General features: G+C 71.7%; 14 protein-coding genes. 8 read left to right on the forward strand and 6 right to left on the reverse strand.

Features of this window, described 5'->3' with window-relative positions; genetic code table 11:
* Positions 1-10 precede the first annotated feature (10 nt).
* Both AB0411_RS10715 and AB0411_RS10720 read right to left on the reverse strand, forming a co-directional pair.
* On the reverse strand, positions 11-454 hold the full coding sequence (locus AB0411_RS10715) for a hypothetical protein (RefSeq protein WP_366416879.1): 444 nt from the start codon (positions 452-454) through the stop codon (positions 11-13).
* Between the two features lie 15 nt (positions 455-469).
* Positions 470-970 (reverse strand): hypothetical protein, encoded by a 501-nt coding sequence (locus AB0411_RS10720; protein WP_366416880.1) that lies wholly within the window; start codon positions 968-970, stop codon positions 470-472.
* A gap of 517 nt (positions 971-1,487) precedes the next feature.
* Between AB0411_RS10720 and AB0411_RS10725 the strand changes: the two genes are divergently transcribed.
* Positions 1,488-2,372 (forward strand): glycerophosphodiester phosphodiesterase, encoded by an 885-nt coding sequence (locus AB0411_RS10725; protein WP_366416881.1) that lies wholly within the window; start codon positions 1,488-1,490, stop codon positions 2,370-2,372.
* Between the two features lie 363 nt (positions 2,373-2,735).
* Positions 2,736-3,983, forward strand: a complete 1,248-nt coding sequence (locus tag AB0411_RS10730; RefSeq protein ID WP_366416882.1) for an acyltransferase family protein — start codon at positions 2,736-2,738, stop codon at positions 3,981-3,983.
* 302 nt (positions 3,984-4,285) lie between these two features.
* On the opposite strand, the gene AB0411_RS10735 is transcribed toward AB0411_RS10730, so the two are convergent.
* Entirely contained in the window at positions 4,286-4,669 is a 384-nt protein-coding gene (locus tag AB0411_RS10735; RefSeq protein ID WP_366416945.1) for a RidA family protein, read from the reverse strand.
* Positions 4,670-5,357: 688 nt separating this feature from the next.
* Positions 5,358-6,056 (reverse strand): spheroidene monooxygenase, encoded by a 699-nt coding sequence (locus AB0411_RS10740; protein ID WP_366416883.1) that lies wholly within the window; start codon positions 6,054-6,056, stop codon positions 5,358-5,360.
* A 166-nt stretch (positions 6,057-6,222) separates the two neighbouring features.
* On the opposite strand from AB0411_RS10740, the gene AB0411_RS10745 reads away from it, so the two are divergent.
* Complete coding sequence (locus AB0411_RS10745) at positions 6,223-6,900, forward strand: TetR/AcrR family transcriptional regulator (protein WP_366416884.1); 678 nt, start codon at positions 6,223-6,225, stop codon at positions 6,898-6,900.
* 96 nt (positions 6,901-6,996) lie between these two features.
* Here the strand turns inward: AB0411_RS10745 and AB0411_RS10750 are convergent, their stop codons facing one another.
* Together AB0411_RS10750 and AB0411_RS10755 are read right to left on the reverse strand one after the other, a co-directional pair.
* The gene (locus AB0411_RS10750; RefSeq protein WP_366416885.1) at positions 6,997-8,034 is read right to left on the reverse strand and encodes an alpha/beta hydrolase; all 1,038 of its coding nucleotides are present in this window, start codon (positions 8,032-8,034) and stop codon (positions 6,997-6,999) included.
* Positions 8,035-8,183: 149 nt separating this feature from the next.
* Positions 8,184-9,863 carry a bifunctional 3'-5' exonuclease/DNA polymerase gene (locus tag AB0411_RS10755; RefSeq protein WP_366416886.1) on the reverse strand — a complete coding sequence of 560 codons (1,680 nt, stop codon included), beginning with the start codon at positions 9,861-9,863 and terminating at the stop codon, positions 8,184-8,186.
* A 451-nt stretch (positions 9,864-10,314) separates the two neighbouring features.
* On the opposite strand from AB0411_RS10755, the gene AB0411_RS10760 reads away from it, so the two are divergent.
* The 5 genes from AB0411_RS10760 to AB0411_RS10780 all read left to right on the forward strand — a co-directional run bounded on the left by AB0411_RS10760 (position 10,315) and on the right by AB0411_RS10780 (position 13,025).
* Positions 10,315-10,506, forward strand: coding sequence for a chaplin (locus AB0411_RS10760; RefSeq protein WP_403146168.1), 192 nt, complete (start codon positions 10,315-10,317; stop codon positions 10,504-10,506).
* 244 nt (positions 10,507-10,750) lie between these two features.
* Positions 10,751-11,152 (forward strand): rodlin, encoded by a 402-nt coding sequence (locus tag AB0411_RS10765; protein WP_366416888.1) that lies wholly within the window; start codon positions 10,751-10,753, stop codon positions 11,150-11,152.
* A gap of 364 nt (positions 11,153-11,516) precedes the next feature.
* Positions 11,517-11,750: a chaplin gene (locus AB0411_RS10770; RefSeq protein WP_366416889.1), complete on the forward strand. Its 234-nt coding sequence runs from the start codon at positions 11,517-11,519 to the stop codon at positions 11,748-11,750.
* A 187-nt stretch (positions 11,751-11,937) separates the two neighbouring features.
* The gene (locus AB0411_RS10775) at positions 11,938-12,309 is read left to right on the forward strand and encodes a hypothetical protein (protein WP_403146081.1); all 372 of its coding nucleotides are present in this window, start codon (positions 11,938-11,940) and stop codon (positions 12,307-12,309) included.
* 317 nt (positions 12,310-12,626) lie between these two features.
* A complete protein-coding gene (locus tag AB0411_RS10780; protein WP_366416890.1) occupies positions 12,627-13,025 on the forward strand; it encodes a rodlin in 399 nt (132 codons plus the stop codon).
* Positions 13,026-13,149 lie beyond the last annotated feature (124 nt).

Consider the following 13,149-nt stretch of genomic DNA (forward strand, 5'->3'; position numbering starts at 1 on the left):
GCTTGCGTTCCTAGGGCTCGGGGAGGGGAAGGCGGATGTTGCTCAGCTCGGCCGCCGCCCCGGGGAGGCGGTGCGGGGACCGTACGACGGCGTGGGTGTAGTACGAGACGTTCTCACGGCGCTGCAGGCGGCCGACCTCGATGGTGGCCGGGTACCCCTTCGCCGGGCAGTGGGGGATGCACCACATCCCCCTCACCCGCCCGGTGGCGACGGCCGTCGGCTTGCCCCACGAGCGCCAGCTCAGCCGGGAGACCGAGGAGAACTCGCTGAGGGCGAACTGCGTGGGGCGGGTCAGCGGATGGCCCAGGGTGTCGGAGAGATAGACCGGTCCGGGGACCCGGCCGGGGCTGGGCGCGGGCCCCTCGACGTGGGGCGCCTCGGGGGTGCCGCACCCGGTGAGGCCCGCGGCCGTCAGCATCAGCGCGAGGGCGGCGACGGCCGCGGGCTTGTTCATCGGGAGTCTTCTCCGTCAGCCGGTGGCGAGCGGTCGCTTGCCCTGGAGGTCCTCGGCATCGTACTTACCGGAACCGCCGGCCAGCTTCAGGGTGAAGGACGAGAAGACCTTCTTGCCGTGCACGGTCTTGGGGCCGGACAGCGTGAGGGTGGCCTTCAGCGGCTTGTCGAGGCAGGTCTCGAGGCACCAGTTGCCGGTGACCTCGCCGGTGGCGACGGCCTGCTTCGCGCCCCACTGCTTCCAGTGGAGGTCCCCGGCCGAGGTGAACTCGGAGAGCACCAGGTGCGCGGGGCGGCGCTCGGCGCGCCCCCTGTCCGCGTTCTCCTCGCCGTAGTGGTTGATGACGTAGGGGGTGGGCGCGGCGTGGGCGGCACGCGCCGGGTGCGCGGTGTGCGCCGAGGGGGCCGCGGCGTTCGCGCCGTTGGCGGTGGCGAGGGTGCCGAGGACGGCGACGCAGGCCAGCGCGGCGCCTATCGCCGTCCTGTGGCGCCGGGTCGGATTCGTGGTGCGGTTCATGGCTCTCGCTCCGTTGATCGGGATCGGTCGGCGCGTCAGAAGCTATGAGCGGCGCTTCTCGGTGGCCTGTCAGCCGTGTAACAGCCGTCCATCGACGGCTGTTACGTGATCTACATACGGGAGCGGACGGGGCCGGGGCGGCCGCGGGACGGGCAGAGCGCAGGCCGGGGGACGGCTGGGCGGCCGGGCGGTCGGCGGCGGCCTCGGGCAGCAGGCCGGTGGACGTCTCGCCCGTCCGCCACGTCGCCCGTCCGCCGCCGCGCACACACGGATGGAGGGCTCACCAGGAAGCCGCCGCACGCCCCCCGCGGCCCCCCTCCCGACCATGCTGACCTGGGCAAACGTGGTCGTCGTCGGGAGGGAGCCCCCGCGCCCGCTGCGCTCCTCGCGTGGCGGCCGGCGGGCGGTGCGGGCATGTTGAGGAGAAAGCCGTATTCCTGGACGGAAGGAAGGGCCTCAGGGGGCGAACGGACGCGGACGGGGCCGTCCGCGGGTGCGCGGACCAGGAGGCTGCCGGATGCTCAGGAGATCGCTGCGGATACCCGCCGTCGGGGTCGCCTACCTGGTGACGGCCGCGGTGGTGTCGTCCGCGATGGCGTCCGGCCCCGAGGAGTACGCGGACGTCGCCGTGAGCAGCGGGACGCGGGCCGGCCCCGGCACCGCGGCGACGCTGGTGATCGCCCACCGCGGCGCCTCGCGCTACGCACCCGAGAACACCCTCGCCGCGGTCGACGCCGCCCACCGCCGCGGACTCATATGGGTGGAGAACGATGTGCAGCGCAGCAAGGACGGCCGCCTGGTGGTGCTGCACGACGCCACGCTGGAACGGACGACCGACGCCGCGAAGGTGTTTCCCGGGCGGGCGCCGTGGCGGGTGGGGGACTTCACGGCCGCCGAGATCGCGCGGCTGGACGCCGGCAGCTGGTTCGGCAAGCGGTTCGCCGGCGAGCGGGTGCCGACGCTCGCCGCCTATCTGCGCCGCCTGGACCACAACGGGCAGCGCCTTCTGCTGGAGATCAAGGCCCCGGAGAAGTACCCGGGAATCGCTGCACAGGTCCTGCGCGAACTGCGGGAGCGGGGCTGGTTGGACCGGGCCCATGTCCGCAGCCGGCTGGTGGTCCAGAGCTTCTCCGTGCCGTGCGTCAAGGCCGTGCACGAGGCGGCGCCGCAGGTCCGTACGGGGATTCTCGGGGCGCCGGGCCTGGACAAACTGGCCGGCTACGCGCGGTTCGCCGATCAGATCAACCCCCGTGCTTCCGCGATCAGTTCACGCTGGCTGGCGGCCGTGCACCGGCTGCGCGGCCCGCACGGGCGCCCGTTGCAGGTCTATGCGTGGGACGTGGCGAAGAACACCAGCGCGCGGTCGGTGAGAGCCCGAGGGGTCGAAGGTGTTATTGAATAGCGGGCAAGGGCCGGGGATTCGCGGGGCATTGTCCGTATCCCGCGGGGCGCCGGGCCGTGATCCGGGCCACGCGGCCGTCCACGGTGCGTGAAGGAGCTGTGGAGGGCGGATGCGGCGCGTGTGGCCCGCCGCAGTCGGGGATTTACGTGATTCCCGCCGCGGGGCTAAGGTGCCTGGGATGTTCGACGCCGCCACACTCCCCGTAAAAGAACTAAGACGCAGGATTTGGCTTTTGGGTTCCGATTTGCGGCCCGGTGCGGGCCAGCGTCCAGCTCCTCCTCTGGGAACGTTCCGGGAGGCTCCTTGAAAAACGACTTTCCGGCATACGGCGAACGGCGGGTGCCGCTTCCCCCGCCACGGCGGATGCCGCACGATGAGCTGAGTCCGACGGGCGCGGCCGGGACCGGCGGCGCGACGGCGACCATGGCACCGGCGACGGCGACGACCGCCACGGGCACTTCCTCCGGAGCGCCGACGGACCGTCAGCCTGCGTCTGCGCACGGCACTTCGCGCGCGGGGTCCCCCGGCCACGCCAAGAGCCGGGGCGCGGACCGGGCCAAGAAGGCCGACGCGGCGGATGCCAAGGCGAAGCCGCGCGACGCGTTCTTCGACAATGCGAAGTACCTGGCCATCGTGCTCGTGGCGATGGGCCACTCCTGGGAGCCGCTGCGCGACGGCAGCCGCGCGGCCGCGGCTCTCTACATCACCGTCTACGCCTTCCACATGCCGGCGTTCATCATCATCTCCGGCTATTTCTCGCGCAGTTTCGATATGCGCAAGGACCGGCTGCAGCGGCTGATTACCGGGGTCGCCGTTCCCTACATCCTCTTCGAAGTCGCGTACACGCTCTTCAAGAGGTGGGCGGACGACGATCCGGGTTATCCGATCAGCCTGATGGATCCCTGGTATCTGACCTGGTTCCTGGCCGCGCTGTTCATCTGGCGGCTGACCACTCCGCTGTGGAAGATCGTGCGCTGGCCGGTTCCGCTGGCCCTGGCCGTCGCCGTGCTCGCGTCCGTCTCCCCGGACATCGGCGACGACCTGGACCTCCAGCGGGTGCTGCAGTTCCTGCCGTTCTTCGTGATCGGGCTGTCGCTGCGGCCGGAGCACTTCAAGCTCGTGCGCCGCAAGAAGGCGCGGATCCTGGCCGTACCGGTCTTCGCGGCCGCGCTGGTCTTCGCGTACTGGGCGGCGCCGCGGATGAACGCCGCCTGGTTCTACCACCGCGACGCCGCGCAGGAACTGGCCGCCCCGTGGTGGAGCGGCGCGGTGATGACGCTGGCGATGTTCGGCTGCTCACTGGTGCTGGTGGCCTGCTTCTTCGCCTGGATCCCCGGGCGCACGATGTGGTGCACGGCGCTGGGCGCGGGCACCCTCTACGGCTACCTGCTGCACGGCTTCCTCGCCAAGGGGTCGCGCTTTTGGGACTGGTACGACGCCGACTGGATGCAGACCCCGTGGGGCGCCGTGCTGCTGACGCTCATCGCGGGCACCGTCATCACACTGCTGTGCACCCCGCCCGTGCAGCGGATCTTCCGGTTCGCCATGGAGCCCAAGATGACCTGGGCCTTCAAGAAGGACCCGGTGGGGATGGCCCGCGAGCGGAAGTGACCGGTCGCCATCCGGACGAGCGGTACCGGGCGGTGAGGGCCGGCGACGAGCGGTCGTGCGTCGTACCTCGTGGCTCGCGTCCTGTGCCCTGTGTCCGGGGGCGTGCCTCGCGCCGAGCGGCGTGAGGCACGGTTCGTCCGGGGCCGCGGGCCGTCCGGAACGGGAGGACGCGTGAGCGGGTGGGCGACGGCAGCGTACGTCCATGAACAGCGCCAGGGGCGCTCGTTCCGCCGGGAGACCGGCGGGGCGAGCGCCCCTGGCGCGTGCCGGGGCGGCGCGTCCGGGCGCCGGCGCCGCACCCGCTAGCGGACGACGGCGATGCCCTCGATCTCGACGAGGGCCGTCTCGTCCCACAGGCGGGTGGCACCGATCACGGCCATCGCCGGGTAGTCGCTGCCGACCAGGCGCTTCCACACCGCACCGAGGTCGCGGGCACGGCTGCGGTAGTCGGCGACATCGACCGCGAAGACGGTGAGCTTGACGAGGTCGGCAGGGCGGGCCCCGGCCGCCGCCGCGACGTCCAGGAGGTTCGTCAGCGCCCGCTCGAACTGCTCGACGATGCCGTCCCCGACGATCCGGCCCGCTCCGTCGAGAGCGGTCTGCCCGGCGAGGAAGACCATGGCGCCCGGGGCGGCGCGCACGGCATGGCTGAACCCGGTCGGCGGCGCGAGATGCGGGGGATTGATGCGCTCCGGGCCGCCCGGGCGCTCCGGCTCACCGCCGTGCGCACCCGCGCCCGTGCCATGTCCACGGCTTCCGGCGTCACCCGCGGCGCCCGAGCCGGGGCCCCTTCCGGCACCCGCCCCGGCACCCGCCCCGGCACCCCTTCCGGCACCCGCCTGGGCGCCTCCTCCGGCACCTGCTCCGGAGCCCGTCCCCGTACCCGCTCCCGCGCTCGTCCCGTTCTCGGCACTCATTCCGCCCGCTCCTCTCCGCCGCCAACTCATCTCGTCGTCCCAGGGATTGAAACGCGTCCCGTGCCTCCCGGGAAGCTCTTCGCCGCGGACGGCGAGCCCGAAGCCGGCCGGTGGCGCGGGAGCCGGCCGGTGGCGCGAACTCGCCGAGCGCCTGGCGGCCGGGCCCCGGGTGGGCCCCACACGCCCCCTCGCCCGGGCCGTCGCGTCCGGTCGGGATCGCAGAGCAACGGCTGCCCTGTCGTTGCAGGCCCACGCCGGCCGGCCCTGCCCGGCTCGCCTTACTGCCTCCGTCCGCCCGCGATCGGCTCTCACGGGGAGCCCAGGCGGTCTCCAGGCCGATCGGCACGAGCCCGCGGCGCCCCTCCCGTGCCCGGGCCACGCGGATCGCGATCGCCGGCCCCCCGGCGGCCGCCGGACCACCTGGACCGCCGGCCCCCCGGCCACTGGACCGCCCCCTCTACGAAGCCCGTGCCGCCCGCACCGCCGCTGCCACCGGCTCCCGCCCGTCCAACAGGCCCTGGGCGCCGTAGGGCCGGCACCGCAGGAACGCCGCCTCGTGATGGAACGGCTTCTCCTGGTGCTCCCCGACCGCCTCCCGGTGCGCGGGCCGGTCGGTGCCGTAGGCGTAGTGGCACATCGCCGACGTGCTCCCCCAGACGGAGAACGTGCCGACGAAGCGGGGCGGTCTGGCCAGGGCGACCGAGGCGACCATCGCGGGGTCGGCCGCGGCCCGGCCCGCGGCCCGGGAGTTGGCGCGCAGGAAGGGCAGGGCGCGGCGCAGCCGCAGCTGCCCGAGGGTGAGGACGACGACCGGCCCGTCCTCCTCGTCGCGCGCGGCGCCCGGCTCGATCTCGACGGGCATCTCGGGCCAGGACCCGGCGAGCCGCAGTGGCCGCAGCCGTACGTGCCAGCCGTCGGCCAGGCGTCGCGCCAACGGGTCCTCGGCGAGGAAGCGGTCGAGCGCGGCATCGTCATCCCACGCGGCGAGCAGCGCGGCCCGGCCGGGGCGCACCACGGGCGGACCGGAGGCGATGATGCCGGTGAGCGTGGTCTGGGCGTACCGGAGGCCGGGTGTGGTGTCCGGCCGTGGCCGTTCGCGGAGGAGGGCGCGCGTGGCGCGGACACCGACGTCGGCGAAATGGGCGGAAACGATCACGTTGAGCCCCCGTACCTGGTCCCGCCGAGTGAGGTCCACCAGCGGTCTGCGAGTAGGTCTACTGCTGCGTATACCAAGCGGTACACGACCCAGTATCCTCCAATCGAGCCGACGGGGCGAGCCGAAATCACCAGCCGGAACACGCCAGATCGCAGGGTGGGAGCGCATGAGCGACATCGACCGGGGCCGCGCCGCACGCGCCGAGGCCAGGACGCGTATCGAGGACACCGCGGCCCGGCTGTTCGCGGAGCGCGGCTTCGCGGGCACCACCATCGGGGAGATCGCCGCCGGAGCGGGCCTGAGCAAGCCGATGCTCTACCGCCACTTCGACTCCAAGCAGGAGCTGCACCTCGCGCTGCTGGAGCGCCATCGCGACGAGCTGGCCGCCGCCCCGATCCATGAACTCGTCCACGGCGCGGGCGATCTGGCCACGCGCCTGACGGCGATGTACGACGCCTGGTTCGGGTATGTGCAGAGCCATCCGTACACCTGGCGCATGATGTTCCGCGACACCACGGGGGACGCGCAGGTGGCGGCCTTCCATCAAGAGCTGCAGCGCAGGCAGCGGGAGACGGACATGGCGCTGCTGCGCGAGTTCGCGCCCGGCATCCCCGAAGCCGAGCTGGAGCCGCTGGGCGAGGCGATCCGCAGCTCGCTGTACGGGCTCGCCCTGTGGTGGCTGGAGCGGCCCGACCGCCCGCGCGAGCTGCTGGTCGCGACGATGGTGCGGATCACCCGTGGCCTGATCTCGACCGTCGAGACCCCGCGCGGCGAGGGCACGGGCGGCGAGGGCACGGGCGGCGGGGCGGTGCCCGGGGGAGGGCGCTCCGGGCACCTCGGCTGAATCGGGCGCCCAGCCGAGCCGGGCATTCCAGGCACCGGGCCGAGCCGGGGCACCCCAGGCACCCCGGCCGCACCCGGCAGGACGGACCGAGCAGCCTCAGACCACCGCCGGGGACGCCGGATGGAGCGCCTCCCGCAGCTGCCCCGTCCAGTGGGCCGTCATCTCCTTCGCCACCCGGGTGTCCGGCGCGAACAGCTCGAAGCCGTGCCAGGCACCGGGCACATTGCGGACCGTGACCGGCACGCCCGCGTCCATCAGGCGCCGGGCGTAGGCCAGCCCCGCATCGCGCATCGGATCGAGATCGCACACCAGGACATGCGCCGGCGGCAGCCCCGACAGGTCGGTGGCACGGGACGGCGCGGCATACGCCTCCGCCTCCGCCGCCCCCTCCGGGAGGTAGTGCCGCCACGACGCCCGTACCCCGCGCCCGGTGAGCACCCGCGCATCCAGCGCCCCTTCCCCGTCCTCCGCCTCGTCCGCCCCCACCCGGTCGTCCAGGTCCGGGACGCACAGCGACTGGTGGACGAGCGCGGGACCGCCGCGGTCGCGGGCCATCAGGGCGACCGCGGCGCTGAGGCCGCCGCCCGCGGACTTGCCCGCCACCGCGATCCGCGCGGGATCGACGCCCAGCTCGGCGGCCCGCTCCGCCACCCACTCCAGCGCGCGATAGCAGTCCTCCACCCCGGCCGGGTAGCGGTGTTCCGGGGCGAGGCGGTACTCGACGGTGATGACGACGGCGGGCAGCTCGCGGCAGAGCTCGATGGCCACCCGGTCCTGCCCGGGCAGCGACCGCCCGAGGGCGAACCCGCCCCCGTGGAAGTGCAGCACAGCGGGCAGAGCGGCCCCGGCATCTCCGGCACCCCCGGTAGCGTCCGGCCCGGCGCCCGCCGCCTCCTCCGGCCGGTAGACCTCCACCGTCAGCGTGCTGCCGTCCGCCCGCCGGATGCCGAACCGCTCGCTGCGCACGCCCGTACGGTCGGCCGGAAAAGCGGCCAGTATCGCGCGGAACCCGTCGCGCGTCGCCTCGATGTCCTCGTACGGATCGGAGAACCGCGGCAACGCCTCGTAGGCCGGAACGAGTTCGGGATGCACCCGCATCGCGGTCCGGTGGCTGGCCTCGGGCTGGACGCTCATACGGGACGCTCCTCGTTCGGTACGGACCTACACAGCTTCTGCTCCCAAGATCCCTCGGCACGCCCTCCCCGCCCCGGCATACCGCGCCCGCCCCGCCCGCACCAGCCCCGGCCTACCGCGCACGCCCCGCCCGCATCGCCCCGCCCCGCTCACTTCGCCTCCGCATAGCACTCCACCACCGCCGTGGTGAACGGGAAGCGGACCGGTGTCTCCCCGAACGCGATCCGCCCGGCCGTCGCGGCGGCTTCCGCGATCGCCCCGGCGACGGTCTCCGCCTCCTCCGCGGGGCAGTGCACGATCACTTCGTCGTGCTGGAAGAAGACGAGTTCGGCGCGGAGCCCGCCCTCCGCCAGCGCGCGGCGCAGCGCGGCCAGCAGCAGCAGCGCCCAGTCGGCGGCGCTGCCCTGGACGACGAAATTGCGGGTGAACCGGCCGCGGGCGCGGGCGGCCGCCGAGCCGGCGCCGTAGGCCGGCGCCGGCTCCTCCTGGGGCAGGCCCGCCTCGTCGGGCGGCGCCACGGACGCGGGCGGGCAGGTGCGGCCCATCCAGGTGCGCACCAGCCGGCCCTCCTCGCCCGCGCGCGCCGCCTCGTCCACATACGCCACCGCGGCCGGATAGCGGCGGCGCAGATCGGCCATGTGCTTGAGGGCGTCACCGGACGTCTGGCCGTAAATCGCCCCCAGCAGACCGAGCTTGGCCCGGGCGCGGTCGCCGCCGAACGCACGGGCCGCCAGATCCGCGTACAGGTCCGCACCGCTGCCGGCCACCTCCATCAGGCCCCGGTCGCGGGAGATGGCCGCCAGCACCCGGGGCTCCATCTGGTCGGCGTCGGCGACCACCAGGCGCCACCCCGGGTCGGCGCGCACGGCCTGCCGGATCACCTTGGGGATCTGCAGCGCGCCGCCGCCGTTGGCGGTCCAGCGTCCGGAGACCGTGCCGCCGGGCAGGTACTCCGGGCGGAAGCGGCCGTCGTGCACCCACTGCTGGAGCCAGGCCCACCCATGGGCGGTGTGCAGACGGTAGAGCTTCTTGTACTCCAGCAGCGGCGCCACCGCCGGGTGATCGATCTGCTGGAGCTCCCATTTACGGGTGGAAGTGAGCGAAATGCCGGCGCGCGCAAAGGCCTTGATGATCTCGCCCGGCAGATCCGGACGCACCCGCGCGCCCGTCCCGAAGGCCCGGGAGACCTCCTCGGCCAGCTCCGCCATCCGGCGCGGCTCCCCGCCGCCCGGATAGCGCTCTCCCAGCAATGAGTCGAGCAGCTCGCGGTGCACATCAGCGCGCCAGGGCACCCCGGCCCGCCCCATTTCCGTGGCGACCAGCATGCCCGCCGATTCCGCGGCGAGCAGCAGCCGCATCCGGTCCGGGTGTTCCGCCCGCTCCGTACGCGCCACATGGGAGGCGTAGACCTCCAGCAGCGCCGTCAGCTCGTCGGTGCCCGGCGGCAGCGGCACCGGACCCGGCTCGAACAGCGACGGCTGGGTCTCGGCCGTGCGGACCGGTGCGTCCTCGGGGACCGGCAGGCCGTGCAGCCGCGCCCAGGCGGCGGCCAGCGAGCGCGGCTGGCCCGACTGCCCCTCCTCATGGCCGATCAGCAGTGCTTCCGCGGCCTCCACGTCATAGCACCGCTCGACCCGCACCCCCGCCGCCGGCAGCCGCCGGTAGATCTCCGCGGTGGACCGCCACACCCACCGCTCGACCTCGGGCCGTGAGCGCACGGCCTCGGCGAGTGACTCCTCACGCACCACCGGTCCGGCGGGCCGGCCGTCCGGCGCGAGCGGGCAGAGGCGAGCACCCCCGTCGCCCGTGTCCACCACCGCCCATCTCATGCCCCGAGTCTTCCACCGGGGTCTGACAATCGCCCTGACCAGCGCGGACGACACGACTCCCGCCCATCCGAAAGCCGGCCGCCCGGCCCCGGCCCCCGAGGCGTCTTCTGCCGCAAGGAAAGGGCGAGTTCGATACCGGAGCCGACCGAATTCCAGGGCAATCAGCCTTTGTCGCAGCCGAGTTGGCGTTTACCGAGGCCCTGGGCGGAACGCCCCGCGCTTCCCGGGAGAGCCGTGATGCCGGGGCAATGGTGCCCCTCGGACACGTGCGCCAGGTATTCACCCGATTGAACCGCTACCTTTGCCCCGGTTGATGAGTTGAGCAGCTTGTCGCTCTAAGCGGCGCGTAGCGATACGCGTACAGAAACCTGAATGCTGCTCAGTGAAGAGGTTCACCGTGAAGTTTGTCTCGAAGGCCGCCGTCCTGTCCGCCGCTGCGGGCATCGCCGTCATGGGCGGAGCCGGTGTGGCCAGTGCCCATGGTGGTGCCGGCGCGGCGGGTGTCGCCCAGAACTCGCCCGGTGTGCTCTCCGGAAACCTCATCCAGGTTCCCGTCGACGTGCCGGTCAACCTGTGCGGCAACACCATCAACGTCATCGCCCTGCTGAACCCGGCGTTCGGCAACACCTGCGTCAACGCCTGAGTGCCGCACCGCACTTGAGGCCCGTTCCGCCTCCGGGCGGACCGCGACCGCAAAGGCCGGTACGAATTCTTCGTACCGGCCTTTGAAATGCCAAAAAGGCTGCCGGAAGGCGTACTTGGCCCGGACGCGGTGATATGTATCTATGGTTTCGTGGCATTCGGGTGAAACGGCGAAACCGCACCCCCAGAAGCGAGTTGACCAGTGCGCTCCGGATACGGGCACTCCGCTTCGAGAAGGGTAAATCGTGATCAAGAAGGTCCTGGCCACGACGGCTGTAGCCGCGTCCGTCGTCGGCATCTCGGCAACGGTCGCCCCCCAGGCGATGGCGATCGGCAACCACAACGGCACCTCCACGGTCAACGGCAACGGCGCCAAGAGCGCGTTCGGCAACTCCACCACGGTGGGCAAGATGAGCCCGCAGCTGGAGCTCGTCCAGGGCTCGCTGAACAAGCCGTGCCTGGCCCTGGGCAAGGTCAACGCCCAGCTCGCCGCGGTCCTGGCCAACGTGCAGGACGTCAACATCCTGGCCTCGCCGCAGAACCAGCAGTGCACCGAGAACTCGACGCAGGCCAAGGGCGACGAGGCGCTGTCGCACATCCTCAGCGACATTCCGGTCCTGTCCGGGAACGGCGTCGGCAACCGCTGAGCCGGCCATCGGCCGCAGGCCTGGACCGCCGGCTCTCGCTTACGGAGCGGTCCGGGGCCTGTGGCACCCCGTTACGAATCGCAGGGACGAATTGTCCCGGACCCCTTTCGGTAGGAATTCGTATTCGACGGGTGCCCCGACTGCGCGAACTCCGGTGTTTTTTCCGCGTCGTATGCGCGGTGGCAATCCCCAGGAACGGTCTTGCATCGTTCGGGCGATCCCGCCGAAAACCTCCCGGCAAGAGTTTCGTGCACGAGGAGAAATCGTTACCAATATCGGCAGCGGTGTTACGGGCGAGCAGAACAGCGCCCGTGCGACACGACGGTCGTGTTCGCTACGGACCCGCTGCAAGGAAGGGCTGAAAGTGAAGTACGCAAAGGTCGCAGCGATCACCGCCGGAACCATCATGGCGGTGGGCTCGGCTGTGCCGGCGTTCGCCGATGCGGGTGCCGCGGGTGGCGCCAAGAACTCGCCCGGTGTGCTCTCCGGCAACGCCATCCAGGTCCCGGTGCACATCCCGATCAACCTCTGCGGCAACACCGTCAACATCGTTGCGCTGCTGAACCCGGCGTTCGGCAACAACTGCCTGAACCACTGACTCGAAGGAATTCGAGCCGTGTCCATGTGACCCGGCCCCGATGCGCGTCCCCCTGTGCATCGGGGCCGGTCGCTGTCCGGTTCCTGCACGACGGGTAATTCGGCCGCACCTTTCGGGTGGCATTGCCAAGAAGCGCGCACTTCGGAGTTTCTCCCTGAGACGGCACTCGTTGTTCAGCGTGAATGCGGTGATCCGAGCAGTCGAGGTGAATGCTCGCGCGGCGCTTGTGTCGCGGGACCGTCAAGCACCGCCCGAGAAGGGACAGTTGAAAGTGAAGTACGCCAAGTCCGCCGCGGTTGTCGCCGGTTCCGTCATGGCGCTGGGTGTGGCCGCTCCCGCATTCGCCGCCCCGCCCGGAGCTCCGACCATGAGCCTCAATGGCGGGCTCACCGACGCGCTGAGCAGCAAGCAGCTGGACGGCCACCAGATCACGCCGCTGGTCAGCACGGTCAAGACCGCGGAAGGCAAGATCAGGTCGACCAATGCGAAGAAGCTGCTCCGTGGGGTTGCCGGAACGGCCAAGAAGACTCCGCTGCTCGGCGGTCTTCCGCTCAAGTAAGCGCCGGTCCCGCCGGCGGCGGGTGAACGACGGGGTCGTCGGCCCGGACGCGGTGACGGTGCTGTGGATGCGCCGCCCCGGCCGAGTCCGGTGAGTCCGGCGCGGTATCGGTATTCCGTGGTTCCCGGCGTCGGAATTGCGGGAAACCGTGCCGCACCGCACCCGGATATTCCCGCTGTGGCTTCCGGTCGTGCTGCCGATCGGCACAACGGATCAGGGCGACCGGCTCATTTGAGTGAATGAGAACAACCAAAAGCATCCCGGTGAGTTGGGCAGATTGCCCGGCCCAAGGGCATCCCGAAACACAAAGGACCAAAATGATCAAGAAGGTTTTGGCGACCGCAGCCGCGGCAGCCTCCATTGTCGGCGTGGCCGCCGCTGCCGCCCCCCAGGCGATGGCGATCGGCAACCAGCACGGAACGTCGTCCGTCAACGGCAACGGCGCGCGCGAGTACTTCGGCAACTCCACCACCTACGGCTACATGAGCCCGCAGATCGGCCTGATCCAGGGCTCCCTGAACAAGCCCTGCCTGGCGCTGGGCAAGCTGAACCTCCAGGGTGCCGGCGGGCTCCTGCTGCAGGACCTCAACATCCTGTCGTCGCCGCAGAACCAGCAGTGCACCGAGAACTCCACCCAGGCCAAGGGCGACGAGCCGCTGTCGCACATCCTGGACAACATCCCGGTCCTTTCCGGCAACGGCGCCGGAAACCGCTGATCGGCTGAGTAGCACCCGGGCCGCCCGGTCCTCCTTCTTCCGGGCGGTCCGGGTTTCAGCTGTCCGGCGCCGGCGCGGAAATGTTATTCGCTCGTGATGAAATTCCGGTGCGCCGGATCGTTAG

It is taken from the genome of Streptomyces angustmyceticus (assembly GCF_040701845.1).
Lineage (GTDB): Bacteria > Actinomycetota > Actinomycetes > Streptomycetales > Streptomycetaceae > Streptomyces > Streptomyces angustmyceticus_A.

Coding starts and splice junctions, on each gene's coding strand:
- AB0411_RS10750 (WP_366416885.1), bottom strand. CDS start 8,034: ATGAGCGTCCAGCCCGAGGCCAGCCACCGGACCGCGATGCGGGTGCAT.
- AB0411_RS10720 (WP_366416880.1), bottom strand. CDS start 970: ATGAACCGCACCACGAATCCGACCCGGCGCCACAGGACGGCGATAGGC.
- AB0411_RS10730 (WP_366416882.1), top strand. CDS start 2,736: ATGCCGCACGATGAGCTGAGTCCGACGGGCGCGGCCGGGACCGGCGGC.
- AB0411_RS10760 (WP_403146168.1), top strand. CDS start 10,315: ATGGGCGGAGCCGGTGTGGCCAGTGCCCATGGTGGTGCCGGCGCGGCG.
- AB0411_RS10745 (WP_366416884.1), top strand. CDS start 6,223: ATGAGCGACATCGACCGGGGCCGCGCCGCACGCGCCGAGGCCAGGACG.
- AB0411_RS10715 (WP_366416879.1), bottom strand. CDS start 454: ATGAACAAGCCCGCGGCCGTCGCCGCCCTCGCGCTGATGCTGACGGCC.
- AB0411_RS10780 (WP_366416890.1), top strand. CDS start 12,627: ATGATCAAGAAGGTTTTGGCGACCGCAGCCGCGGCAGCCTCCATTGTC.
- AB0411_RS10755 (WP_366416886.1), bottom strand. CDS start 9,863: ATGAGATGGGCGGTGGTGGACACGGGCGACGGGGGTGCTCGCCTCTGC.
- AB0411_RS10725 (WP_366416881.1), top strand. CDS start 1,488: ATGCTCAGGAGATCGCTGCGGATACCCGCCGTCGGGGTCGCCTACCTG.